Source organism: Nakamurella endophytica (assembly GCF_014646215.1).
GTDB lineage: Bacteria > Actinomycetota > Actinomycetes > Mycobacteriales > Nakamurellaceae > Nakamurella > Nakamurella endophytica.
In genome coordinates this window covers 660,710-686,371 of sequence record NZ_BMNA01000001.1, presented here as the reverse complement: position 1 = coordinate 686,371, position 25,662 = coordinate 660,710, and the positions used below count along the sequence as shown (strand labels likewise).

General features: G+C 75.2%; 17 protein-coding genes. 7 read left to right on the top strand and 10 right to left on the bottom strand.

From position 1 onward, the window contains the following. Positions 1-9: 9 nt before the first annotated feature. The 7 genes from glyA to IEY37_RS02960 all read right to left on the bottom strand — a co-directional run bounded on the left by glyA (position 10) and on the right by IEY37_RS02960 (position 12,409). Positions 10-1,302 carry a serine hydroxymethyltransferase gene (glyA, locus tag IEY37_RS02990; protein WP_373298248.1) on the bottom strand — a complete coding sequence of 431 codons (1,293 nt, stop codon included), beginning with the start codon at positions 1,300-1,302 and terminating at the stop codon, positions 10-12. 217 nt (positions 1,303-1,519) lie between these two features. After that, a complete protein-coding gene (locus IEY37_RS02985; RefSeq protein ID WP_188939955.1) occupies positions 1,520-4,060 on the bottom strand; it encodes a GcvT family protein in 2,541 nt (846 codons plus the stop codon). Between the two features lie 104 nt (positions 4,061-4,164). Then, a complete protein-coding gene (locus IEY37_RS02980) occupies positions 4,165-5,346 on the bottom strand; it encodes an ABC transporter substrate-binding protein (protein WP_229673671.1) in 1,182 nt (393 codons plus the stop codon). A gap of 85 nt (positions 5,347-5,431) precedes the next feature. Continuing rightward, a complete protein-coding gene (locus tag IEY37_RS02975) occupies positions 5,432-7,513 on the bottom strand; it encodes an ABC transporter permease (RefSeq protein WP_188939954.1) in 2,082 nt (693 codons plus the stop codon). Beyond that, positions 7,510-8,613 (bottom strand): quaternary amine ABC transporter ATP-binding protein, encoded by a 1,104-nt coding sequence (locus IEY37_RS21830; RefSeq protein WP_373298247.1) that lies wholly within the window; start codon positions 8,611-8,613, stop codon positions 7,510-7,512. The genes IEY37_RS02975 and IEY37_RS21830 overlap by 4 nt, the downstream gene beginning before the upstream one ends. Positions 8,614-8,770: 157 nt before the next feature. Next, complete coding sequence (locus tag IEY37_RS02965) at positions 8,771-10,237, bottom strand: aldehyde dehydrogenase family protein (protein ID WP_373298246.1); 1,467 nt, start codon at positions 10,235-10,237, stop codon at positions 8,771-8,773. A 507-nt stretch (positions 10,238-10,744) separates the two neighbouring features. Then, positions 10,745-12,409, bottom strand: a complete 1,665-nt coding sequence (locus IEY37_RS02960) for a DNA repair helicase XPB (protein WP_188939951.1) — start codon at positions 12,407-12,409, stop codon at positions 10,745-10,747. A gap of 522 nt (positions 12,410-12,931) precedes the next feature. On the opposite strand from IEY37_RS02960, the gene IEY37_RS02955 reads away from it, so the two are divergent. Further along, complete coding sequence (locus IEY37_RS02955) at positions 12,932-13,672, top strand: histidine phosphatase family protein (protein ID WP_188939950.1); 741 nt, start codon at positions 12,932-12,934, stop codon at positions 13,670-13,672. Positions 13,673-13,694: 22 nt separating this feature from the next. Then, positions 13,695-14,546, top strand: coding sequence for an NAD(P)H-hydrate dehydratase (locus IEY37_RS02950; protein WP_229673666.1), 852 nt, complete (start codon positions 13,695-13,697; stop codon positions 14,544-14,546). Between the two features lie 6 nt (positions 14,547-14,552). Here IEY37_RS02950 and IEY37_RS02945 read toward each other — a convergent pair whose 3' ends face one another. Next, positions 14,553-15,293 (bottom strand): GAF and ANTAR domain-containing protein, encoded by a 741-nt coding sequence (locus tag IEY37_RS02945; protein WP_188939948.1) that lies wholly within the window; start codon positions 15,291-15,293, stop codon positions 14,553-14,555. A 248-nt stretch (positions 15,294-15,541) separates the two neighbouring features. Between IEY37_RS02945 and IEY37_RS02940 the strand changes: the two genes are divergently transcribed. Continuing rightward, a complete protein-coding gene (locus tag IEY37_RS02940) occupies positions 15,542-16,918 on the top strand; it encodes an MFS transporter (protein ID WP_188939947.1) in 1,377 nt (458 codons plus the stop codon). 28 nt (positions 16,919-16,946) lie between these two features. Here the strand turns inward: IEY37_RS02940 and IEY37_RS02935 are convergent, their stop codons facing one another. Continuing rightward, entirely contained in the window at positions 16,947-18,182 is a 1,236-nt protein-coding gene (locus IEY37_RS02935) for a glycosyltransferase 87 family protein (RefSeq protein WP_188939946.1), read from the bottom strand. 430 nt (positions 18,183-18,612) lie between these two features. Between IEY37_RS02935 and IEY37_RS02930 the strand changes: the two genes are divergently transcribed. The 4 genes from IEY37_RS02930 to IEY37_RS02915 all read left to right on the top strand — a co-directional run bounded on the left by IEY37_RS02930 (position 18,613) and on the right by IEY37_RS02915 (position 24,624). Further along, positions 18,613-19,869 (top strand): sensor domain-containing phosphodiesterase, encoded by a 1,257-nt coding sequence (locus tag IEY37_RS02930; protein WP_229673664.1) that lies wholly within the window; start codon positions 18,613-18,615, stop codon positions 19,867-19,869. A gap of 93 nt (positions 19,870-19,962) precedes the next feature. Beyond that, positions 19,963-22,494 (top strand): DEAD/DEAH box helicase, encoded by a 2,532-nt coding sequence (locus IEY37_RS02925; protein ID WP_373298245.1) that lies wholly within the window; start codon positions 19,963-19,965, stop codon positions 22,492-22,494. Between the two features lie 4 nt (positions 22,495-22,498). After that, entirely contained in the window at positions 22,499-23,146 is a 648-nt protein-coding gene (locus IEY37_RS02920) for a class I SAM-dependent methyltransferase (protein ID WP_188939945.1), read from the top strand. Then, on the top strand, positions 23,143-24,624 hold the full coding sequence (locus tag IEY37_RS02915) for a dihydrolipoyl dehydrogenase family protein (RefSeq protein WP_188939944.1): 1,482 nt from the start codon (positions 23,143-23,145) through the stop codon (positions 24,622-24,624). Before IEY37_RS02920 ends, IEY37_RS02915 begins: the two co-directional genes overlap by 4 nt. On the opposite strand, the gene IEY37_RS02910 is transcribed toward IEY37_RS02915, so the two are convergent. Then, positions 24,608-25,660, bottom strand: coding sequence for an ABC transporter ATP-binding protein (locus IEY37_RS02910; protein WP_188939943.1), 1,053 nt, complete (start codon positions 25,658-25,660; stop codon positions 24,608-24,610). The genes IEY37_RS02915 and IEY37_RS02910 overlap by 17 nt on opposite strands. Positions 25,661-25,662 lie beyond the last annotated feature (2 nt).

The following is a 25,662-nucleotide window of genomic DNA, read 5'->3' as shown; positions in this document are numbered from 1 at the left end:
TCCGGTCGACTAGAGCGAGGCGTACAGCGGGCGGCGCCCGGCCAGGGCGGCGACCCGGCCGGACAGCGAGGACGCCAGTGCCGGCTCGAGCTCGCCGACCGGCGCCTTCAGGGCCTCGGCGATGACGTCGGCGACCTCGGTGAAGTCGGCCGCGTCGAAGCCGCGGGTGGCCAGCGCGGGCGTGCCGATGCGCAGGCCCGAGGTCACCATCGGCGGCCGCGGGTCGAACGGCACGGCGTTGCGGTTGACCGTGATGCCGATCGAGTGCAGCCGGTCCTCGGCCTGCTTGCCGTCCAGCTCCGAGTCCCGCAGGTCGACCAGGACCAGGTGCACGTCCGTGCCACCGGTGAGCACCGACACCCCGGCCGAGCGCACGTCGTCGGCGACCAGGCGCTCGGCGAGCAGCCGGGCGCCGGCCAGGGTGCGCTGCGCCCGCTCGGTGAACGCGGGGTCGGCGGCCATCCGGAAGGCCACCGCCTTGGCGGCGATGACGTGCTCCAGCGGCCCGCCCTGCTGGCCGGGGAAGACGGCCGAGTTGACCCGCTTGGCCAGGTCTGGGTCGTCGGTGAGGATGACGCCGCCCCGGGGGCCGCCCAAGGTCTTGTGGGTGGTGGTGGTCGTGACGTGCGCGTGCGGCACGGGCGACGGGTGCAGCCCCGCCGCCACCAGTCCGGCGAAGTGCGCCATGTCCACTAGCAGGTACGCGCCGACCTCGTCGGCGATCTCCCGGAACCGCGCGAAGTCCAGGTGGCGCGGGTAGGCCGACCAGCCGGCGATGATGAGCTTGGGGGCGTGCTCGCGGGCCAGCCGGGCCACCTCGTCGAGGTCGACGCGGTGGTCCTCCTTGGACACCTCGTAGGCCGCGACGTCGTAGAGCAGGCCGGAGAAGTTGATCCGCATGCCGTGGGTCAGGTGGCCGCCGTGGGCCAGCGACAGGCCGAGGATGGTGTCGCCCGGCTTGATCAGCGCCTGCATGGCCGCGGCGTTGGCCTGTGCCCCCGAGTGCGGCTGGACGTTGGCGTAGCCGGCGCCGAACAGGCCCTTGACCCGCTCGATGGCCAGCCGCTCGATCACGTCGACGTTCTCGCACCCGCCGTAGTAGCGCCGGCCCGGGTACCCCTCGGCGTACTTGTTCGTCAGCACGCTGCCCTGCGCCTGCATGGCCGCGACCGGCGCGAAGTTCTCGCTGGCGATCATCTCCAGGGTGTTCTGCTGGCGGCGCAGCTCGGCGTCGATCGCAGCGGCGACCTCCGGGTCCGCCTCGGCCAGCGGGGCGTCCAGCCCGGGCCAGGGGGTCGGGATCGGGTCGCCGGACTCCGCCGGTACCGCGGACAGCGTCGGACCGTGCGCGCCGCGCGCCGAGGTCGAGATGCTCACCTGCTCGTTCTCCCTGCGATCGCCGCCCGGACGGGCGGATGGTGCGGTGGGGACCCGGCCCGCCGGACGACGGGCCGCCGGGTCCCCACGGTAGTGACGTCGGCGGCGGACCGCCGAACCGGCGGCACCGGCCCGGCCTGGCTCAGCACCGCATCCGCTTACCCTCGGGGTCGAACGCCGGCTCGGCCGTGACGACGGCCCGGTAGCGGCGGTCGAACCAGCCGATCTCCACGGCGGTCCCGGGTTCGGCCAGGTCCGCGTCGAGCAAGGCGTAGGCCAGCGGCGCCCCGAGGGTGTAGCCGTAGGCGGCGGACGTGACGTAGCCGACCGCCGCCTCGCCGGTGTCACGGGCATCGGCGCGGCCGCCCGCGGTGCCGTCGGGACCGGGTCGGTGGACCGGTTCGCCGCCGAGCACGATGCCGTCCGGCTCGTCGACGACCAGCAGGGCCAGCCGGCGGGAGCCGGGTGCCCGTTGCTCCAGTCCCGCCCGGCCGTGGAAGTCGGCGGTGCTGCGGACCGCGAAGCCCAGGCCGACGTCGGCCGGGCCGTGCTCGGTGGTCATGTCGGTGCCGTAGGACCGGTAGCCCTTCTCGATGCGCAGCGCGGTGAACGCGCCGCGGCCGGCGGCGATGATGCCGTGGTCCCGGCCGGCGGCCATCAACAGGTCCCACAGCGCCAGCCCCTGGTCCGCGGTGGTGTACAGCTCCCAGCCCAGCTCGCCCACGTAGGACAGCCGGAGCGCGGTGACCGGGACGGCACCCAGGTACAGCTCACGACCCCGGAAGTACCGGAAGGCGGTGTGGGACAGGTCGGTGCCGGTCAACGGCTGCAGGACGTCCCGCGCGGCGGGCCCCCAGATGCCGATGCAGCAGGTGCCGGGGGTCAGGTCGCGGATCTGGACGGTGTCGCGCCACGGCGAGGCCCGCAGCCGGCGGGTGAGCCACACCTCGTCCACGGCCCCGTTCACGCCCAGCTGGTAGCGCTGCTCGGCGAGCCGGGCGACCGTGACGTCCGAGCGGATCCCGCCGTCCGGCTCGAGCAGCAGGCAGTAGGTCACCGCGCCGACGGCGCCGCCCACCGGCCCGGTGACCACCGACGCGAGGAAGTCGGCGCTGCCCGGGCCGGCGACCTCGAGCCGCCGGAGCGAGGTCATGTCGAACAGCGCGACGTCCGTCCGGGCGACCGCGGCCTCGGCCGCGACGACCGGGGACCAGTGCCGGGCGGCCCACTTGTCGGGCGCGGGGACGTGCCAGCCGGTGTTCCGGTCGGAGGTGAGCAGCGCCTCGTTGGCGGCGTACCACTGCGGCCGTTCCCAGCCGTTGGCCTCCAGGAAGACCGCGCCGAGCTCGACCTGCCGCTGGTGGAACGGCGAGACCCGCAGCGGCCGGGAGTGCTCCATCGGGTCCAGCGGATGGAGGATGTCGTAGACCTCGACGAAGTTCTGGCAGTCCTTGGCCACGATGTAGTCCGGGGCCAGCTGGTGCCGTTCGAACCGGTTCACGTCGCAGGCGTGCACGTCGAACCCGGTGTAGCCGTCGACGATCCACTCCGCCATCGCCCGCGCCACGCCGGCCGAGTGGGTGACCCACACGGCCTCCGCGGTCCAGAACCCGTCGACCGCCGCGTGCGGGCCCAGGAGCGGCAGGTTGTCGGTGGTGAACGAGAAGACCCCGTTGAACGGCTGTGCCAGCGTCACCTCGCCGAGAGCCGGCATCAGCCGGGCGGTCTCGGCGAGCGGGAACTCGAAGTCGGCCGGGGTGAAGGGCAGCACGCTGGGTTGCCCCGGCCGGTCCTCGCCGAACCGGGACCAGTGCTCCAGCTCCTGCACCTCGACCGGCATCGGGCGGTGGCGGTAGGAGCCGATGCCCAGCCGGTCGTGGTTCTCGCGGTAGTACAGGTCGGCGTCCTGGTGCCGGAGCACCGGCCTGACGGACTCGGTGCGGCGACCGGCGAGCGGTCTCACCGGCGCCGTCCACGCGAACTGGTGCGCCAGCGGGGTGAGCGCGAGCGTCTGCCCGACAAAGCCGGCGACGCGCTGGCCCCAGATGCCGGCGCAGCACACCACCACGTCCGCGTCGAGCACCGCGGTGCCGTCGGGTGTCCGGACCTCGACGCCCGAGATCCTGGTGCCGGACCCGGTGTCCGCGGTCCGGAAGCCCAGGACCTCGTGCCGGTCCAGCACGGTGGCGCCGCGCTCGGTGGCCCGGGCCAGCTGTGCCTGGACGGCCCACACCGCCTTGGCGATGCCGTCGTCGGGGACGAACAGGCCGCCCAGCACCGCGCCGGGATCGAGCAGGTCCCACCGGGCGGCGGCCTCGCCGGCGTCGAGTAGGAGCGCGCCGGGGATGCCCCAGGACTGCGCCCAGCCGTACCGGCGGTGCAGCTCGGCGGCCCGCTCGGGGGTGGTGGCGATCTCCAATCCGCCCACCGGCAGGTAGCACGAGGATCCCTGCCACTGCAGTGCGGAGAACTTGGCCACGGAGTACCGGGCGAAGTCGCTCATCACCTTGGTGCCGTTGGTCTGGAAGACCACGCCGGGGGCGTGCGACGTCGAGCCGCCGGGCGTCGGGAGCGGGCCGGCGTCGACCACGGTGACCCGGTCCCAGCCCCGTTCGGTCAGCTCGTCGGCCAGGCTGGCGCCGACGATCCCGGCGCCCACGATGACGACCCGCGGCCCTGCCATGCAGGCCTCCGTTTCTGGATGCGCAACGGTGTGCGCCGACCGCAACGAGTGTGGGGTGGCGACCGGACGCCGTCAAGGACGCCGGCCGTGGCGGGCCGGACCGCTCACTTGCCGAGCCAGGCGGCCACCTTGTCCGGGTTGGCCTGCACCCACTTGGCGGCGGCGTCCTCCGGCGACATCTTGTCGGCGGTGATGTACCTGGCCACCAGGTCCTGGTCGGCGTTGGTCCAGCGGAAGTTCCGGACCAGGTTCACCGCCGCGGACCCGGAGTCCGCGAACCGCTTGGAGATGATCTTGTTCAAGGTGTAGTCGGGGTAGTCGCAGGCGATCGTCGCGGGATCGGAGTCGCAGCCGTCGGTGTACGGCGGCAGCGCGACCTTGACCAGCGGCACCTCGGACAGGAACCACTGCGGCGAGTAGAAGTACCCGATCACCGGGGTCTTGTTCTGCTCGGCGTTCCGGAACGCCTGGATGAGGGCGGCCTCCGACCCGGCGTAGACGACCTTGTAGTTCAGCTTCAGGTTCTTGACCAGGGCCTCGTCGTTGGTGACGAAGGACGGGTCGCCGTCGAGCAGCTGTCCCTGGCCGCCCGACTCCGACGTCTTGAACATGTCGGCGTACTTGTTGAGGTTCTTGTAGTCGGTGATGTCGGGGTACTTCTTGGCCAGCCACGGCGGCACGTACCAGCCGATCTGCCCGAGGTTGCCGGTGGGACCGGCGTCCTCGGCGACCTTCTGCTGGTCGATGTACTTGGCGACGAGGTCGGCGTGGCCCCAGTTCTCGAGGATGACGTCGACCTGGCCGCTCGAGAAGCCCTGCCAGGCGATCTCCTCCTTGAGCGCCTTCTGGTTCACCTTGCAGTTCAGGTTCTTCTCGGCGACGTAGGTCAGCACCGCCGCGTCGGCGGTGTACCCGACCCAGTCGTTCATCGCCAGGGCGAACGGTGCGCAGGACCCGGTGACCGGCAGCATCGACGCGGACCCCGCACCGCCGGAGCCGGTCGAAGCCGTCGGGGACGCGGCCGCCGACCCGCCGGAGCCGGCGGCGGTCCCGGATGCGGTGGCGGTGCCGGGCGTGGTGCCCGCCGTGGCGGCTCCGGCGGCGGTCGAGGACCCGGTGGCCGCTCCGGCGCCGGTCGAGCCGCCCACCGTCGCCGCGGTCGAGCTGGAGCTGGACGACCCGCCGGCGTTCACGGTGGCGCCGCCGCAGCCGGCCGCGGCCAGCAGGGCGACAAGGGGCAGCAGGGCGGCGATCCGGCGGCGGCCGGCGCGGGTCCGAGGATGCATGGGGGTCTCCTGGGTCGAGGGGCTCGGTGGTCGGGGGCCGCGGTCGGTGGTCCGCGGCCGGAGGTGGTGGGTGTCCGCGGGTGGGTCAGCCGCCGGCGGCCGGCAGCGCCGGGGCGGTGGAACGGGCGCGCGGCCGTGCGGCACCGGGGCGGCGGCCGGACCGGCCCGCGGCGGCCTGGGTGATCCGGTCCAGGACGATGCCGAGGGCGACGAGGGTCAGGCCGGCCGCGAGTCCCTTGCCGAACAGCTGGTCCTGCGACAGCCCGGCGACGACGTCGTAGCCCAGGGCCCCGGCGCCGACCATGCCGCCGATCACCACCATGGACAGCGCGTAGATCAGCCCCTGGTTGGTGGCCAGCGCCAGCGAGCGGGCCGACATCGGCAGTTGCACGCGGGTGACCACCTGCCACCGGGTCGAGCCGAACGCCGTCGCGGCCTCGACAGTGGCGGCCGGGACCTGCGCGATGCCGTCGGCGACGATCTTGATGGCGGCCGGGGCCGCGTACACCACGGCGGCCACGATCGCGGTGAACCGGCTGGCGTCGAACAGGGCGAGGAACGGCACCAGGTACACGAAGGCCGGCATGGTCTGGGCGGCGTCGAGCACCGGCCGGATGATCCGGTCGGCCATCCGGGACCGACCCATCCAGACGCCGACCACGACGCCCAGCACCACCACCGCGACGGTGGCGAGCAGCGTCGCGGCCAGCGTGGCCATGGCGTCCTGCCACACGCCCAGCCAGACGATCGCGGCCAGGCACAGCACGGCGGTCAGCGCGGTCCGCCAGCGACCGGCGAGCCAGGCCACGACCGTCACCACGATCCCGGTCACCCAGAACGGCGACCCGGTGAGCAACGCCTCGAGCGGGTTCAGCACGCCGTAGGTGACGGCGTCCTTGAGCCCGCCGGTGACCGTCGACAGGTGCGCCTGCAGCCATCCGGAGACCGTGTCGCCGACGTCGGTGAGCAGCCGGCCGAGGTCCGGCCAGCCGGTCGGCGGCTCGGCCGCCCACAGGTACGTGCGGGACAGGTAGACGGCCAGCACCGCCACAAGCAGCGCGGCCGCGACGGCGATCCGGCGCGCCCGCCGCCGGCTCCGGCCGGACCGCAGGGCGGTCTCCGTCCGCTCGCCGGCGGCGGTGGCCACCCGGTCGAAGGCGATGGCCATCAGCACGATGGCCACGCCGGCGTTGAACGCGGTGCCGACGTCCAGGCTCTGCAACGCCTGCGCGACGGTCAGGCCGAGCCCGGGTGCGCCGATCAGCGAGGCGATCGTGACCATGGACAGCGCCGCCATGAACGTCTGGTTGATGCCGATGACCACGGTCCGACGGGCCATCGGCAGCAGTACCGTCCGCAGCCGCTGCCAGCCGGTCACCCCGAGGGAGTCGGCCGCCTCCCGGGTCACCGCCGGCACCTGCTGCAGCCCGTGGGCGGTGAGCCGGATGACCGGCGGCGCGGCGAACACGACGGTCGCGATGATCGCGGACGCCGGGCCGATGAGGAAGATCAGCACCAGCGGCGCCAGGTACGCGAACGACGGCAGGATCTGCATGAAGTCCAGCACCGGGGTGAGGATCCGGTGCACGCGCCGGCTGGTGCCGGACCAGATGCCCAGCGGCAGGCCGATCGCCAGTGCGAACAGCACGGACGCCAGGACCAGCGCGAAGGTGTCCATGGCGTCGGCCCACAGTCCCTGCAGCACGAAGCAGCAGAACACCGCCAGGGTCAGCACGGCGACCCGCACGTTGCCCACGGCGTAGGCGAGCGCCGTCACCAGCACGGTGGTGCCCAGCCAACCGATCTCGGGGATGCCCAGCCCGACGTCGGTGCGCGACAGCACCTGCGTGAACGCCGTGCCGACAGTGTCGACGGCCAGGCGGATCTCGTTGAAGAAGTAGAGGAACAGTGGGCTGGTGTTGCGGTGACCCGACACCCAGTCGTTGAGGTCGTTGAGCCGCAGCTGCAGCGGCGTCAGGTCGGCGGCGGCCAGCGGCAGCGTCCACCGCCCGCCCAGCAGCAATCGGGCGAGCAACCACAGCGCCAGCAGCGCCAGCAGCGTCGTGCCGGCGGCGGGCAGTCGCCGGCGGCGGGTCCGGTCGCGCGCGACGGCCGCCGTGGTGGCCGGGAGCTCGCCGACCTGGGCGGCCTGCGCCGGCGCCGTCACGCCGGCGCCCCCGTCGCGGCGGCGGGCTCGATCGCGGCGGACTCGGTCGCGGTGGCGGCATCGCCGGCGTCGGCACGGCGCCGGTGCGGCGGGCGACCGGCACCGGCGACGAGCGCCAGCACGTCGTCCCGGCCGACCCACCCGAGCGTCCGCTGGTCGGTACCGGTGCCGTCCACCACCCGGACCGGGCCGGCCGACCCGGACACCACCGGGATGGCGGCGCGCACCACGGTGTCCGCCGGCAGCGTCGCCGCGCCGGCCGCGTCCGGCGGGTCGTCGGGCCGGGCGATCCACCGCAGGGTCAGCACGTCGGCCCGCGGCACGTCCGCGACGAAGTCCGCGACGTAGTCGTCGGCCGGTGCGCCGACCAGCTCGTCGCCGGTGCCGATCTGGACCAGCTCGCCGTGCCGCATGATCAGGATCCGGTCGCCCAGGCGCAGCGCCTCGGACAGGTCGTGGGTGATGAACAGCATGGTCTTGCCCATGTCCCGGTGCAGGCGGATCACCTCGGCCTGCATGTCGCGCCGGATCAAGGGGTCGAGCGCCGAGAACGGCTCGTCGAAGACCAGCACGTCCGGGTCGCCGGCGAGCGCCCTGGCCAGCCCGACCCGCTGCTGCATGCCACCGGAGAGCTGGTCCGGGAAGCGCTGCTCGTACCCGGACAGGCCGACCAGGTCGACGACCTCGGCCGCCCGGCGGTTGCGTTCCGCCCGGCCGACGCCGCGGACCTGCAGCCCGTATCCGACGTTGTTCAGCACGGTGCGGTGCGGCAGCAGCCCGAAGTGCTGGAACACCATGGAGATCCGGTTCCGCCGGACGTCCCGCAGCCGCGCGGGCGGGAGCGCGGTGAGGTCCTGGCCCTCCAGCAGGACGCGGCCGGCGGTGGGCTCGACCAGCCGGGTCAGGCAGCGCACCAGGGTCGACTTGCCGGACCCGGACAGCCCCATGACCACGAAGACCTCGCCGCGGGCCACGTCGAAGCTCATGTCCCGCACGGCCGGCAGGCATCCGGTGCGGGCGAGCACCTCCGGACCGGTGAGACCGTCCAGCGATCGGTCACCCGGGATGCGATCCGGGCGGTGCCCGAACACCTTCCACAGCGATCGGACCGAGAAGTCCGGCGTGCCGTCCGCTGTCGCGGGCCGACCGGGCGCGGTCCGTCCGGCGGTGCGGGGGAGGGGATGCGCTGCTGCGGTCACGGGACGCTCCTGCGGAGGACGGCCGGCGGTCCGGCGACGGCGCTCGGCGGGCGCCGCCTCACCCGGCGAACCACCCCGCCGGCTCCGGTGCGGTGTTCTGCCAGATGTGCTTGATCTCGCGGTACTCGGCCAGGCCGGTCGGTCCCAGTTCGCGGCCGTTGCCGGAGCGGCCGAAGCCGCCCCACTCCGCCTGCGGCACGTACGGGTGGTAGTCGTTGATCCACACCGTGCCGTGGCGCAGCGCCTGCGCCACCCGCTGGGCCCGCCCGGCGTCCGCGGTGACCACCGCGCCGGCCAGCCCGTAGTCGGTGTCGTTGGCCAGCGCGACGGCTTCGGCCTCGTCGCGGAACGTCTCCACCGTGAGCACCGGACCGAACGACTCCTCGCGCACGCAGGCCATCCGCGACGAGCAGCGGTCCAGCACGGTCGGCGGGTAGTAGAAGCCGTCGGCCAGGCGCGGGTCGTCCGGCGGGGCGCCACCGGTGCGCAGCTGCGCCCCCTCGGCGAGGGCCTGCCGGACGTAGCCGTGCACCTTGTCCCGGTGCGCCTGCGAGATCAGCGTCCCGGTCTCGGCGTCCGGGTCGAACGGGCCGCCGAGCCGGATGCGGCCGGCCCGCCGGACCACCTCGTCCACCAGGTCGTCGTGCAGGTCCTCGTGCACCAGCAGCCGGGCGCCGGCCGAGCAGACCTGGCCCGAGTGCAGGAACACGGCGGTGAGCGCCAGGTCGACGGCCAGCTCGCGGTCGGCGTCCGGGAAGACCACCAGGGGGTTCTTGCCGCCCAGTTCCAGTGCCACCCGCTTGACGGTGGGTGCGGCGGCCGCCATGACGGCGGACCCGGTGGCCACACCACCGGTGAACGAGACCATGTCGACCCGCGGATCGGCGGTGAGCAGGGCGCCGACCTCCGTGCCGCTGCCGGTCACCAGGTTCGCGACCCCGGCCGGTACGCCGGCCTCCGCCAGGGTCTCCATCAGGGCGACCGTGGTGGACGGCGTGAGCTCGGACGGCTTGAGCACCAGGGTGTTCCCGGCGAGCAGTGCCGGGGCGACCTTCCAGGACGCCTGCAGCAGGGGATAGTTCCACGGGGTCACGAGGGCGCAGACGCCGACCGGCAGGTACACGATGCGGCTGATCGCGGTGGGCCGTCCGGTGTCCACCACGCGGCCGGCGTCGGTGCCCGCGATGCCGGCGTAGTAGCGGAAAGCCGAGACGACGTCGGCGATGTCGTAGCGCGCCTCGACCAGACGCTTGCCCGTGTCGAGCGCCTCGACCCGGGCGTACCGCTCGGCGTCGCGCTCCAGCAGGTCGGCCACCCGGGCCAGCACGCGGCCGCGCTCCTGCTCGGCGCGGTGCGGCCAGTCGCCGTGGTCGAACGCGCGGCGGGCGGCGGCGACGGCGGACTCCGCCTCGACCCGGGTGCCCTCGGCGACCCAGCCGACGTCCGTGCCGTCGGCCGGGCAGCGGATCAGCCGCCGGCGGGCCGGGCGCTGCCAGGCACCGTCGATCCACAGCCCGGGAGGCACGGTTCCGTCCGGCAGCAGGTCGCGGACCTCGAACGACCCTCGGGCGGCCGGCGCGGCGGCGCCGGCGCCCGTACCTTCCGTGTCGTCGGGGCGGCGAACGGTCGGGGTGAGCGTCGCCTCGGCCACGGCCCACCTCCGTGTTGCGTCATACGCACCCGCCCGCTGATCGAGCAACAGCATGGTGGCGGCCGGATCGGGGTGTCAAGAGATCCGTGGTCGGGGCGGGCGGGTGTCGCGCAGTGTTGATCTGTTCGTGACACGGCCGTCCGACGGCGCGCTCGGAGGCGGGGACGTCGGTCGTCGACGGCCCGATCGATCGGACCTGGTCCGGGCCGACGCGGCGGCTCGGCCGGGCCGCGCGGTGACGCACGGGTCCGCACACCCGACACGCGGCCGCCGTGTCCGCGGGCTGCCGGCGGCTCACCGCGGCCGAGCCGACGACGGACCGCCGCGGAGGACGACCGGTCCGCGCGACAGGTGCCGGCCGGCGCGAGGCGGCCGCCCGGCTCAGTCCGAGGCGGCCGGCAGTGCCGGGCCGAGCAGGTCGTCGGCGTCCACGATCCGGTAGGCGTAGCCCTGCTCGGCGAGGAAGCGCTGCCGGTGCGCGGCGTAGTCGGTGTCCAGCGTGTCGCGCGAGACGACCGAGTAGAAGTGCGCCTGCTTGCCTTCGGCCTTGGGTCGGAGCAGCCGGCCCAGCCGCTGGGCCTCCTCCTGCCGGGAGCCGAACGTCCCGGACACCTGCACGGCGACGGTCGCGCCGGGCAGGTCGATCGAGAAGTTGGCCACCTTGGACACCACCAGCGTGCTGATCTCACCGCTGCGGAAGGCGTCGAACAGCCGCTCCCGCTCCGCGTTCCGGGTCGATCCCTGGATGACCGGGGCGTCCAACGCCTCGCCCAGCTCGTCGAGCTGCTCGAGGTAGGCGCCGATCACCAGGGTGGGCTCGCCCTTGTGCCGGTCGAGGATGGACCGCACCACCGGCAGCTTGGTGCGGGCGGTGGAGGCGATCCGGTACCGCTCCTCGGGCTCGGCCACCGCGTACTGCAGCCGCTCGTTGTCGGTCAGGGTGACCCGCACCTCGGTGCACTCGGCCGGGGCGATCCAGCCCTGGTCCTCGATGTCTTTCCACGGCGCGTCGTACCGCTTGGGCCCGATCAGCGAGAACACGTCGCCCTCGCGGCCGTCCTCGCGCACCAGGGTGGCGGTCAGCCCGAGCCGCCGGCGCGACTGGAGGTCGGCCGTCATCCGGAAGACCGGGGCCGGCAGCAGGTGCACCTCGTCGTAGACCACCAGGCCCCAGTCGCGCGAGTCGAACAGGTCGAGGTGGCGGTAGGTGCCGCCGACCTTGCGGGTCATCACCTGGTAGGTGGCGATGGTGACCGGGCGGATCTCCTTGCGCTCGCCGGAGTACTCACCGATCTCGTCCTCGGTCAGCGAGGTGCGCGCCAGCAGCTCGCGCTTCCACTGCCGGCCGGAGACCGTGTTGGTCACCAGGATCAGCGTGGTGGCGCCGGCCCTGGCCATCGCGGCCGCGCCGACCAGGGTCTTGCCGGCCCCGCAGGGCAGGACCACCACGCCGGAGCCGCCCGCCCAGAAGTTGTCGACCGCCTCCTGCTGGTAGGACCGCAGCTCCCAGCCGTCGGTCTCCAGCTCGATGCGGTGCGCCTCGCCGTCGACGTAGCCGGCCTCGTCCTCGGCGGGCCAGCCCACCTTGAGCAGCGCCTGCTTGAGCCGGCCGCGCTCGGACGGGTGCACGGCGACGGTGTCCGGGTCGATCCGCGCGCCCAGCATCGGCGCGACCTTCTTGTGCCGCAGGATCTCCTCGAGCACCGCCCGGTCCCGGGAGATCATGATCAGCCCCTGCGTCGGGTGGCTCTGCAGCACCAGGCGGCCGTAGCGGCTCATCGTCTCGACGACGTCGACAAGCAGCGCCTGCGGCACCGGGAACCGCGACCAGCGCACCAGCGCGTCCACCACCTGCTCGGCGTCGTGCCCCGCGGCGCGGGCGTTCCAGAGCGCCAGCGGCGTGATGCGGTAGGTGTGCACGTGCTCCGGCGACCGTTCCAGCTCGGCGAACGGGGCGATCTGGGCGCGGGCTGCCGGTGCGTCCGGGTGCCCGACCTCGAGCAGCAGGGTCTTGTCCGACTGGACGATCAGCGGTCCGTCGGTCACGGGCGGTTCCTCTCAGACGGTGTGCCCCGGCCGCGGGATGGGCGGCGGCGGGCGGCGGCGGGCGGCGGCGGGCGGCGTGACGCCGCGACGGGGCGGACAGCCCCTCCAGTGTGCCCGCCGGGTCCACCGGCGGGGCGCGTACCGGGTACAGCGACCGGGCTCCGGCGGGCATTCCCGGCCGCCGGGCGGCCCGGCGGCGACACCGCCGCAGCACCGCACGGCGCCGCCGTACTGCCGTCGCCGCACCGCCCCGCACCGCACCGCCCCGCACCGCACCGCCGTCGCCGCACCGCCCCGCACCGCACCGCCGCAGCACAGCACCGCCGCAGCACAGCGCCCTGCGCAGTCGCGGCGCCGGCCGAGGACCCTGCAGCCTGGTGCCGCCGCCGCACTGGCACGCGCCCGTCCCGACCCGCCGGACGGCGCCGCCGTAAGGTGACGCGGGCGGCGCCGCGTGGTCGCCGTGCGGGCCGGTGCGCCGGCCCGGCGACCGTGGCGCTCCGACGCCGACAGGGGATCTGCATGGGTGTGGTGGAGCTCGTCCTGGTGCGGCACGGCGAGAGCACCGGCAACGTCGCGGCGACCGCGGCGGCCGCGGCCGGGCTGCCGGTCATCGACGTCGGCCTGCGCGACGCGGACGTGCCGCTGAGCCCGACGGGGCGCGACCAGGCCAGGGCCTTCGGCGACTGGCTCGGCGACCCGTCGTCGGGGTTCGCCCCGGACAGCGTGTGGTGCTCGCCGTACCTGCGCGCCCGGGAGACCGCCGAGATCGGCCTGGCCGCCGCCGGGGTCGACCTGCCGGTGCGGGTGGACGAGCGGCTGCGGGACCGCGAGCTGGGCATCCTGGACCTGCTCACGGCCGTCGGCGTCGAGCAGCGGTTCCCGGAGGAGGCCGCCCGGCGGCGCTGGCTCGGCAAGTTCTACTACCGGCCGCCCGGCGGCGAGTCGTGGGCCGACGTGGCGCTCCGGCTGCGGACCCTGCTGGCCGACCTGGACCGCACCGACGACGGTCACCGCGTCCTGGTCGTCGCCCACGACGCCGTCATCACGCTGGTCTGCTACGTCTGCCTGGGCATGTCCGAGGCCGACCTGCTGGACCTGGCGGCCCGGACGACGGTGACGAACGCGTCCGTCACCCGGCTCTCGCGGCCGGCCGGGACCGGGCCGTGGCAGCTGGACGTCTTCGCGGCCGCCGAGCACGTCGCGGCCGGCGGCGCCGTGATCACCGAGCACCAGGGGGACACCGGTGTCCGGCCAGGGTGAGCCGCACGGGGGCGGGCCCGTCGTGATCACGCCGTCGCTGCTGCGGGAGTGGGCGTTGCCGGAGCCTGGCGCCTCGAAGTACGGGCGCGGGCAGGTGCTCGCCGTCGGCGGCGCCCGCGGGACCCCGGGCGCCGTGCTGCTGGCCGGCCTGGCGGCGCTGCGGGTGGGAGCGGGCCGGCTCACCGTCGCGGTCGCCGACTCGGTCGCCGCCGCGTCCGCCGTGGCGGTCCCGGAGGCCGGTGTGGTGGGGCTGCCCGAGGACGCCGACGGCTCGGTGACCGGTGGCGGGGCGCGGCTGAGCCGCGCGGTCACCCGGGCGGACGCCGTCCTGGTCGGTTCCGGGCTGGACGAGCCGGAGGGCACCGTGGCGCTGCTGTCCGAGGTGCTGCGGACCGTCGGTGACGACACGTCCGTGGTGCTCGATGCCTTCGCGCTCGGCGTGCTGCCCGGGATGGGCGACGCCGTCGGGCCGCTGCGCGGGCGGCTGGTGCTCACGCCGAACGAGGCCGAGGCGGCCCGGCTGCTCGGCGAGCCGGACGGCGACGTCGATGTGGAACGCGCGGTCCCCGAGGTCGCCGAGCGCTTCGGCGCCGTCGTCACCTGTCGCAACCTGGTGGCGGCGCCGGACGGCCGGCGCTGGCAGGTCGCCGCCGGGCACAGCGGCCTGGGCACGTCGGGCAGCGGGGACGTGCTGGCCGGCGCCGTGCTGGGGCTGCTCGCGCGCGGCGCCACCCCGGAACAGGCGGCGTGCTGGGCGACGCACGCGCACGCCGCCGCGGGCGACCGGCTGACCGCCAGGGTCGGCCGGCTCGGTTTCCTGGCCCGGGAACTGGTCGACCAGCTCCCGGCGGTGATCACCGAGCTCGGCGTCTGACCGGCGTCACGACTCCTCGGACGGCTCCACCGGGTGGTTGGAGGCGCTGGCCACCAGTTGGACGGCCAGCTCGGAGAGCCTGACGTTGGTGTCCTGCGAGAGCTGGCGCAGCATGCCGAAAGCCGTGTCGGCCGAGCACTTCTGCTGCACCATGATGATGCCCTTGGCCTGCTCGATGACGGCCCTGGACCGCAGGGCCAGCCGCAGGTTCTCGGCGGTCCGCCGGTACTCGTCGGCCGACTCCGCGGCGCTGAGCGCCGACGTCAGGTGCACGGACAGCGCCGCCCCGAGGGTGATGCTGTCCGCCTCGAACGCCCGCGGGGTGCGGGAGTAGACGTTGATCGCCCCGACCAGGTGGTTCTCCACGGGCAGCGGGAACGACACCGAGCTGCCCAGGCCGCTGGCCCGGCCCCGCTCCAGGTAGCGCGGCCAGCGGGTCTCGGTCCCGGCGTCCTCGATGTGCAGGATCTCGTCGGTGCGGCCGGAGTCCAGGCAAGGCCCGTACCCCTCCTCGTACTGCAGCTCGTCCAGGTCGACGGCCAGCGGACCGGTGGCCGCGGCGGTCGCCGCGGTGCCCTTGCGGATGAGGGTGATCGACGCATCGTCGGCACCGGCGATCCGCCGCCGCGCCATCTGCACGACGTCGTCGAGGATCTCCGCCATGTCCCGGCCCGCGGTGACGGTCTGGGCGACCTCGCCGAGGGCGCCGGTCGGATCGATCGGATCCGTGGCCCGCTGTTCGGTCACCGTGACCGTCCCTTCGACGCAGGTGGTGCGGATGCCGCCGCAGCTGGTCGAACGGTCGGACGAAGGGATGCTACCGACGCCCGCGCCCGGTGGCCCGGCTCCGCCCGGGGCTCTCCCGGCCCTTCCGCCGCGGCGGGGTGCCGGCCGCTGCCGCAGCGCGGCGCGGTGCCCGCCCGGATAGCATCGGCGCGCACAGGGTCGGGGCGTCGGGGGCGGGACGACGCCGGTCGCCCCCACGGAGGACAACGGTGGCTCTGTCCGCCAGCCGCTCGCTCGCCGGCTACCGGGCGCTGCCGCGGCTGACCGGCCGCGGGTTCCTGCCGGCCGCGTTCCTCGCCCGGCTGCCCCTGTCGATGGTCCAGATCGGGACCGTCGTCCTGGTCACCACCGGATACGCGTCGGTGGCGTCGGCCGGCGCGGTGGCCGGTTGCCTGGCCGGCGGAGCCGCCGTCGGCGGCCCGCTGCTGGGCCGGTGGGCGGACCGGTACGGGCAGCGTCCCGTCATGCTGCCCAGCTGCCTGGTCAACGGCGCGGTGGTGCTGGCCGTCGTCGCGCTGGTCGCCGGACGGGCGCCGCTGGCGCTGGTGGGCGTGGCCGCGGCGCTCGCCGGTGCCTCCAGCCCGCAGGTCGGCTCCATGGTCCGGGCGCGCTGGGTGCGGCTCACCGGCGGCGGCCCCGACCTGCACTACGCGCTGTCGTACGAGGGGGCGGCCGACGAGACGGCCTACGTGCTCGGGCCCGCGGTGGTCAGCCTGCTGAGCGCGCTGGCGTCGCCGAGCTGGGCGCTGGTGGTGGCCGCCGTGCTGGTGACCGTCTTCGGGTCGGCGGTGGCGCTGCACCCCAGTGCGGACCTGTCCCGCCCGGACCGCCGGACCGTCGCGGCCGGAACTGCCGCCGGAACCGCCGCCGGAACCGCCGCCGTGACCGCCGGGACCGCCGCCGAGGTGCCCGGGGCGGAGGCGGGCACCGTGGCTCCGGCGGCACCGGGTCGGGCCGCGGACCCGGAGATCCGACGGACGGGGGCGGCGGCGACGGTCCCGGGCCGGGGGAGCCGTGGACGGATCGCCACCCTGGTGGGCGGCAGCGCGGCCATCGGGCTGTTCTTCGGCAGCAGCCAGACCGCGGTCACCGGTGTCGCGACCGCGGCGGGCACCCCGGGCAGCGCCGGCGCCTTGTACGCCGCCATGGGGGTCGGCAGCGCCGTCGCCGCGCTCGGCTGCGCAGCCCTCCCGCAGCGCTTCTCGCTGCCCGCCCGGCTCACCGTGTTCGCCGCGGCCCTGGTGCTGCTGACGCTGCCGCTGCTCGCGCTGTCCACCCCCGTCGGGATCCTGGTGCTGCTGCCGTTGCTCGGTGGTGCGGTCGGTCCGTACCTGATCACCCTGCTGGCATTGGCGCAGCGGCAGGTCACCGCGGACCGGGTGGCCGGCGTGATGACCCTGCTGTCCAGCGGCACGGTGGTCGGCGCGGCGACGGGCGCGGCGGTCGGCGGCGCCCTCGTCCAGTCCGGTGGCGCCCCGCGGGGATGGGCGCTCGCCGTGCTCGGGATGACGGTGGGCACGGTGCTCGCGGCCGGGCTGTGGTGGGACGCCCGACGGTCCCGACCGTCGGTCGACCGGGTCGGCTGACCGCGTCGGGCGTTCCGCACGACGCCGGTCAGACCGGCTCCGTGCCACCGGCGGCGACGGCGACTCCGGCCGTCCGCGCCGGTGCCTCCGGGGCGGGACCGGCCGTGCGCGCACCGTCCGGTACCCGCCGGCCGGTCGGGGGAAGGCGCAGCCGCAACCCGAGCACGACCAGCGACCCGGCCAGGGCAGCCGCCTCGACCGCCGCGGCCGCCGCCAGCGGGATCGGCGTCGTGTGCCACAGGAACGGCGCGTACGCGGCCAGCGACGCCAGCTGGACGGCGGCGGCCACCGGCCACATCCACCGGTTCCGGACCGCCGCCACCACGGTCAGCACGTCCGCGAGGAAGAAGTACCGCTCGTGCATGGACGGCAGGAAGAACGGCACGGCGACGGCCAGGGCCGCGGCAGCGAGCAGCAGCACGTCGGTCGCCGACCGGTCCGGATGGGGCAGCACCAGGGCGGCGACCGCGATGACCGACAGGACCACCAGCAGGTACCCCGACCAGGTCCACACGGTCGGCGCGCCTGCCGGCAACCACTGGTAGAAGTTGGGCGCGTTGTAGGTGTACGGGGCCGAGGCCACGGCGCCTCCCACCCCGCGGCCGCCCCCACCCACGCCGCCACCGGTCACCTGGTTCGGATAGACGGCCAGCAGGACGGACAGTGGCGCGCCGGCCAGCAGCGCCGGCACCCACAGCGCCACGAAACCGGCCACGGCCGCCCCGGCCGCGCCGGCAACGGACCGGATCCGCTCCCGGTGCGCCAGCACGACGAGGAGCAGCATCGGCGCGGCGAAGACGGCCTGCAGCTTGAAGGCCACCGCGATCCCGAACAGCAGCCCCGCCCACACCGGTCGCCGGCGCACGGCCAGCAGCAGCGCGGCAATCGTGCAGCTGGCGTAGATCGAGTCGCACTGACCCCAGCCGGCTCCGTTGACCACGACGGTGGGCAGCAGCAGCACGACGGCCGCCGCGACCAGCGGCGCCCACCCCGGCGACCGCCGGGCGGCGAAGCGCGACGCCACCAGCGCCAGCACGACGTCGAAGACGATCGAAATGGACTTCACCGCCAGCAGTTTCGGCACCGGCAGGTAGCCGACGAGGGCGAGCAGGTACAGGTAGGGCGGGTTGTAGTTGGCGAAGGTGGGATCGCGCAGCGCAGCGAGATGTCCGTGGCTGGCGATCCAGTCGTACCACCGCGACACGAAAGCCGTGTAGTCACCGCTGATCTCCGGCAGGAACGGGATCCGCACCCCCACGGCCACGGCAATCACCGGCAGCGTCCACCACCACGCCGGACGCAGTCGGGACCGCCGGACGGCGACGACCGTCGTCCGTCCACCGGCCGGCGGCCCACCCTCCGGCGCTGGGCCGCCGCGGGGACGCACGCCGGGACGCGCGCCCTCCGCCCGGCCACTCCCCGCATCCCGCACCGTCACCGTCGCCTCCTGCCCGGGCCCCGCCCGCCCGTCCCGTTCCTGTCCCAGGTGCCGCGGGCGACGCTAGGCACCGGTGCTGGGCACCGGCTGTGCCGATGCCGTGCGCCGCCGCCGGCCGTCGCGACCTCGGCGCGCGGCCGAGCGCAGCGCGGGCGGTCCACCCCGGGCTCCCCGACGGAAGTCGCGACGGTGCGCACCGGAGCGATTACCCTCGGCTTTCGGGGGAACAGTGCGGTCCGGGAAGGGGGCGACGGACGTGACGGTGGTGGCGGACGGGGACGCCGCGCCCCGGGGTGCCGACGGGCTGCTCGCCGCGGTCCGCGGCGAGGGATTGCGCCCCGCGTACCAGCCCGTCGTCGATCTCCAGTCCGGGGACGTCGTCGGTCTGGAGGCGCTGGCCCGCTGGCCCGGGATCCCCGGCGCGACGCCCGATCGGGTGTTCGCCGAGGCGGCCAGGACGAGCGGGCTGATCGCGCTCGACTGGGCGTGCCGGGCGGCGGCCGTCCAGGGTGCCCTGGACGCCGGGCTGGGACCCGACGTCTGCCTGTTCCTCAACGCGGAGCCGGCCGTGCTGGCCCGCACCGCCCCGCGCCACGCCGTCGAGGTGATCGAGCGCGCCGGCTCCCGGCTGCGGGTGGTGATGGAGCTGACCGAGCGGTCCCTGCTGGTGCGGCCGGCCGCGGTGCTCGCGCAGGTCGCCGAGGCGCGTGACCGTGGCTGGCTGATCGGCCTGGACGACGTCGGCGCGCACCCCGACTCGCTCGCGCTGCTCGACCTGGTGGCCCCGGACGTCGTCAAGCTGGACCTGGCGCTGGTGCAGCGGCTGCCGGCCCGGGGTCAGGCCCGGACGCTCGCCGCGGTGATGGCGCACCGCGAGCGCACCGGTGCCCCGGTGGTCGCCGAGGGCATCGAGACCGACGCGCACCTCGAGCAAGCGGTCGCGCTCGGTGCGACCCTCGGCCAGGGCTGGAAGCTCGGCCGACCGGCCGCCCTGGACGCACCGCCCGTCCCGCGCCGCCCGCTGCGACCGCAGCCCCGCCCCGCGGCGGCGCCGGTCACCCCGTTCGACCTGGTCGCCGGCCTGGACGTGCAGCGGGTGGCCCGCAAGGAGTTCCTGGTCGCCTTCTCCCGGCACGTCGAGGCGCAGGCGCACAACCCGGCGGACCCGCCGGTGATCCTGTCGGCGCTGCAGTCGATCACCCACCTCACCCCCGGCACCCGGACCCGGTACGAGCGGCTGGCCGCAGCAGCGCCGCTCGTCGCCCTCTTCGGGGCGGACGTCCCGGCGCAGCCGGCCGCCGGCGTCCGCGGTGTTGCGCTCGCGGACGACGACCCGCTGCGCCGGGAGTGGACGGTCATCGCGCTGGGGGCGCAGACCGCCGCCGCCCTCATCGCCCGGGACTGCGGCGACGACGGGCCGGACGCCGACCGCCGGTTCGACTTCGTCATCACCTACGACCGGCCCCGCGTCACCCGGGCCGCCCGCTCGCTGCTGTCGCGGCTGGCCGGCTGACCGGCCGGCCCCGGGCAGATCCGGTCCGGGGCCGGCGCGTGACAAGCTGGGCGGGTGAGCAGCGTCCCGACCGCCGCCGTCGGGCCCGACCCGCTGGCCACCGCCGAACTGCTCACCCCGCCGCCGGGCACCGACGCCGGCGACCTGTTCGACCACTTCACCGCCTGGACCCGGGAGCGCGGGTACGCGCTCTACCCGCACCAGGAGGAGGCGCTGCTGGAGATCGTCTCCGACGCGCACGTGATCGTGGCGACGCCCACCGGATCCGGCAAGAGCCTGATCGGCACGGCGGCCCTGTTCGCCGGGCTGGCGACCGGCCGGCGCGCGTACTACACCGCGCCGATCAAGGCGCTGGTCAGCGAGCGGTTCTTCGACCTGGTCGACATCTTCGGGCCGGCGCAGGTCGGCATGATCACCGGCGACTCGGCGGTCAACGCCGGTGCGCCGATCATCTGCTGCACCGCGGAGATCCTGGCCCTGGTGGCGCTGCGCGGCGGCGCGGACGCCGACCCCGGCGTGGTGGTGATGGACGAGTTCCACTACTACGGCGACCGGCAGCGGGGGTGGGCCTGGCAGGTGCCGCTGCTCGAGCTCTCCCGGGCGCAGTTCGTGCTGATGTCCGCCACGCTGGGCGACGTCCGGTTCTTCGCTGACGACCTGCGCCGGCGCACCGACCGCCCGGTCACCCTGGTGCAGAGCGTCGAGCGCCCGGTGCCGCTGCACTGGTCGTACGTCACCCGGCCGCTGCAGGAGACGGTGGAGGAACTGCTGGCCACCGGGCTGGCGCCGATCTATCTCGTGCACTTCACCCAGGCCGCGGCGCTGGAGCGGGCGCAGAGCCTGACCAGCATCGCCGTCGCCACCCGCGCCGAGCGCGACCGGATCGCCGAGCTGATCGGCGACTTCCGGTTCTCCGCGGGCTTCGGCCGGACGCTGTCCCGGCTGGTGCGCCTGGGCATCGGCGTCCACCACGCCGGCATGCTGCCCAAGTACCGGCGGCTGGTGGAGAAGCTGGCGCAGTCCGGGCTGCTCAAGGCCGTCTGCGGCACCGACACCCTCGGCGTCGGGATCAACGTGCCGATCCGGACCGTGCTGCTGACCGGGCTGTCCAAGTTCGACGGCCAGCGCACCCGGCTGCTCACCGCCCGCGAATTCCACCAGATCGCCGGCCGGGCCGGCCGGGCCGGGTTCGACACCGCCGGCGACGTCGTGGTGCTGGCGCCCGAGCACGTCATCGAGAACGAGCGGGCGCTGGCCAAGGCCGGCGACGACGCGGCCAAGCGGCGCAAGGTGGTCCGCCGCAAGGCTCCCGAGGGGTTCGTCTCGTGGACCGAGGCGACCTTCGACCGGCTGGTCGCCGCCGAGCCCGAGCCGCTGACGTCCCACCTGCGGGTCAGCCACGCCATGGTGCTCAGCGTGCTGAGCCGGCCCGGGGATGCCTTCGCGACGATGCGGCGGCTGATCGAGACGAGTCACGACCCGCGGCCGCGCCAGCTGCGCACCATGCTGCGCGCCCTGGCCATCGGCAAGGCGCTGCTGTCCGCCGGGGTCGTCCGGCGGCTCGACGTCCCCGACGCGCAGGGCCGGCGCTTCGTGCTCACCGAGGACCTGCAGGTCGACTTCGCGCTCGACCAGCCGCTGTCCCCGCTGGCGCTGGCGGCGCTGGACCTGCTGGACCGGGAATCGCCCGAGTACGCCCTGGACGTGGTGTCGCTGATTGAGGCCACCCTGGAGGGGCCGTCGCCCGTGCTGTCGGCGCAGCGGTTCCGGGCCAGGGGCGAGGCGGTGGCCGCGATGAAGGCCGAGGGCATCGAGTACGAGGAACGGATGGCGCTGCTGGAGGACGTGGAGTACCCGCGGCCGCTGGCCGACCTGGTCGAGGTGGCCTACGAGAGCTACCGGCGCGGCCACCCCTGGGTCGCCGAGTACCAGCCGGAGCCCAAGTCCGTCGTCCGCGAGCTGTACGAGCGCGCCATGACGTTCGGCGAGTACGTCGCGTTCTACGGGTTGGCCCGGTCGGAGGGCGTGGTCCTGCGGTACCTGGCGGACGCCTACCGCGCCCTGCGCCGCACGGTGCCGGACAGCGCCCGCACCGAGGAGCTCACCGACCTGGTGTCGTGGCTGGGTGAGCTGGTGCGCGGCGTCGACTCCAGCCTGCTGGACGAGTGGGAGGCGCTGGCGCACCCCGACGCGCCCGGCGGCGCCGCACCGGGCGAGACGGTGCGGCCACCCACCGCGACCCGCGGCGTCACCGCCAATCAGCGGGGGTTCACGGTCATGGTGCGCAACGCGCTGTTCCGCCGGGTCGAGCTGGCCGCCCGCGGCGCCTGGGCGGAGCTGGGCGAGCTGGACGGCGGCGCCGGGTGGGACGCCGGCCGCTGGCGGGAGGCCATGGAGGACTACCGGGACGAGTACGACGACCTGGGTACCGGCGCGGATGCCCGGTCGGCGGCGATGGTGCTCGTCGACCGCGGCCCGGAACGCTGGAACGTCCGTCAGGTCTTCGACGACCCGGCCGGTGACCACGACTGGGGCGTCTCCGCCGAGGTCGACCTGGCGGCGTCCGACGAGGCGGGGGAGCCGGTGCTGGTGCTGACCGACGTCGGCCCGTTCACCGGCCGGTGAACGGGTGAGGTTGCCGCGTTACCGGTGGGGCGCCCGGTTCTACGACGTGCTGTCCCTGGAGCGGCCGCTCTACCGGTCCGGGCGGCTGGCGGCGCTCGACCGGCTCGACCTGCGGCCGGGCGACCGGGTGCTGGACGTCGGCTGCGGCACGGGGCTCGACTTCGGCCCGCTCGTCTCGCGTGTCCGGCCGGGCGGCCGGATCGTCGGACTCGACCCGTCGGCCCAGATGCTCGCCCGAGCCCGGCGCCGGGTCGACCTCGCCGGGCTGGCCGAGGTGACGCTCGTCCGGGCCCGCGCGGACGACGTCGCCGCGGTGACCACCGGCCCGGTCGACGCGGTGGTGTTCGCGTACGTGCTGAGCATCGCCGACGGCTGGGAGCGGGCGTACCGGGACGCCGTCGCGCTGCTGCGGCCGGGCGGGCGGGTCGCTGTCGTCGACACCGCACCCCCGACCGGCCGGTGGGCCTGGCTGCGACCGGCGGCCCGCGTGCTGTTCGCGGTCGGCGGCGTGCACCCGGACAGGCAGGTCTGGACCGCCGTGCTGCGCGGGGCGGACCGGGCGGACCACCTGGTGCTCCGAGGCGGGCATGTCCATGTCGCGGTGGGGACCTATCGGGAGCCGGCGGCGTCCCGGACGGGAGGACGGTCATGACCGGAGAAGCGGGCGTCGTCGATCTCTTGGTGGTGGGCGGCGGGACCGCGGGGCTGGTGGCAGCCCGCACCGCGGCACGGCTCGGCGCCTCGGTGCTGCTCGTCGAGCGCGTCCGGACCGGCGGTGAGTGCCTGTGGACGGGGTGCGTCCCCAGCAAGGCGTTGCTGGCCGCTGCGCACGCGGCCGCCGACGCCCGCGCGGCGGCGCGCCTGGGGGTGCGGGTCGGTGACGGCACGCACGGTGCGGTCGCCGTCGACTTCCCCGCGGTGCTGGCCGGCGTGCGCCGGGCGATCGCCGCGGTGCAGCCGGACGACTCCGTCGAGAGCCTGGAGGCCGGCGGTGTCGAGGTGCTGTCCGGCACGGCGCGGTTCACCGGTCCGGCGGCCGCCGAGGTCGACACCGGGGCGGCCGGCGTCCGGGTCGTGCGGTTCCGGTCGGCTGTCCTGGCCACCGGGTCCGACCCGGTGGTCCCGGACGTCCCCGGCCTCGCAGGCGCTGCGCCGTTGACGAACGAGGACGTCTGGACGGTGGACGACCTGCCCCGCCGGCTGCTGGTCGTCGGCGGCGGCGCGATCGGCTGTGAGCTCGGTCAGGCGTTCGCCCGGCTCGGATCCGCCGTGACCCTGGTCGAGTCGGGGTCGCGGCTGCTGGTCCGCGAGGACCCGGAGGCGGCCGCGCTGCTGGCCCGGGCGCTCGCCGCCGACGGCATCGACCTGCGCACCGGCGTCGCGCTCCGGTCGGTGCACCCGGCGGCGGACGGGGCACACCGGGCCGAGCTGTCGGACGGGACGACCGTCGGGTTCGAGCGGGTGGTGGTGGCAGCCGGTCGGCGGCCGCGGACCGCCGGTCTCGAGCTGGCGGCGGCGGGCGTGGACGTCGACGAGCACGGACAGGTCGTCACCGACACCGCGCTGCGCACGTCCAACCCCTGGATCTTCGCCGCCGGCGACGTCACCGCCCATCCCCGGTTCACCCACGTCGCCGGAGTGCACGGGAGCACGGCGGCCGGCAATGCCGTGCTGGGTCTGCGGCGCCGGGCCGATCCGGCGGTCCCCCGGGTCACCTTCACCCAACCGGAGGTGGCCGCCGTGGGGGTGGCGGCGCAGGACGGCCGGCACGTGCTCACGGTGCGGCATGAGGAGGTCGACCGGGCCCGCGCCGAGGACGCCGGCCCGGGCTTCACCCGGCTCGTGCTGGACCGCCGCAACCGGATCGTCGGGGCGACCGTCGTCGGGCCGAGAGCGGGGGAGATGCTGTCCGAGCTCGCCCTGGCCGTGCGGCTCCGGTGCACCGCGGCCGACCTCGCCGGGACGATGCACGCCTACCCGACCTACGCCGACGGCAGCTGGAAGGCGGCGATCGCCCGGGTCCAGGACCAGCTCGACGGCCGGCTCGCCCGGCTCGCCGTGCAGGTGCTGCGCCGGTGGCACCGCAGCGCGACCACCCGAGGCCGAGTCCCGGTCAGCCGCCGCCGGTGACGGTCGGCGACCCGGCGAAGACCGTGCCGGCGGCGGGGTCCGCGCCGAGCTCCAGCACGCGGCCCACCTCCACCGACGTCCCCAGCGGCAGCTGCGCCGCGAGCGAGGTGCCGTCGGGGAGCCGCAGCTCGGCCGCCAGGTGGCTGCCGGCGAAGCGCGCGGCCACCACGGTCCCGGTCGCGGTGATCCCGCCCGGTACACCGCCGGGGCCTGCGACCGGCCGCCACGACTCGGGCCGCACGACCAGCACGGCCGGGCCGTCCGGCACCCCGGCGGCGGGCACGTCGCGCCCGGGGCCACCCTGGAACCGGCCGTCCCGGACGTGCCCGGGCAGCTCGTTGGCGGCGCCGAGGAAGCGTGCCGCGGCCAACGACGGAGGCCTGGTGAAGAACCGCTCGGCCGGCGCGTGTCCGGCGATCCGACCGTCCATCATGAGCGCGATGTCGCCGCCGAGGTCGACGGCCTCGGCGAGGTCGTGCGTGACGAACACGGTCGTCACCTGCGACCCGGACACCAGGTCCCGCACCAGGGCCCGCATCTGCAGCCGCAGCGGCGCGTCCAGCTGCGAGAACGGCTCGTCGAGCAGCAGCAGCCGCGGAGCCAGCACGAGCGCCCGGGCCAGCGCGACCCGCTGCTCCTGGCCACCGGAGAGCTGACCCACCCGCCGGTCGGCGAGGCCGGTGAGCTGGACGCGCTCGAGCATCGCGGCCACCCGGTCCCGGACCTCGCGACGCGGTGTGCGGCGCACCCGGAGCCCGAACGCCACGTTGCCGGCGACGGTGAGCTGAGGGAACAGCAGCGGACGTTGGAACACCAGACCGACCGGCCGGCGCTCGGCGGGGATGGCGGTGAGCGACCGGCCGTCCAGCCGGACGTCGCCGCGGTCGGCACCGAGCAGTCCGGCGACGACGCGCAGCAACGTGGTCTTGCCGCAGCCGGACGGGCCCAGCAACGCGGTCCTGGACCCGGGCGCCAGCGCGAGCGACGCTGACCGGATGACCGCGCTGCCGCCCAGGGTGACGGCCACGTCGTCCACGA

Coding starts and splice junctions, on each gene's coding strand:
- IEY37_RS02985 (WP_188939955.1), bottom strand. CDS start 4,060: ATGGCAGGGCCGCGGGTCGTCATCGTGGGCGCCGGGATCGTCGGCGCC.
- IEY37_RS02980 (WP_229673671.1), bottom strand. CDS start 5,346: ATGCATCCTCGGACCCGCGCCGGCCGCCGCCGGATCGCCGCCCTGCTG.
- IEY37_RS02955 (WP_188939950.1), top strand. CDS start 12,932: ATGGGTGTGGTGGAGCTCGTCCTGGTGCGGCACGGCGAGAGCACCGGC.
- IEY37_RS02915 (WP_188939944.1), top strand. CDS start 23,143: ATGACCGGAGAAGCGGGCGTCGTCGATCTCTTGGTGGTGGGCGGCGGG.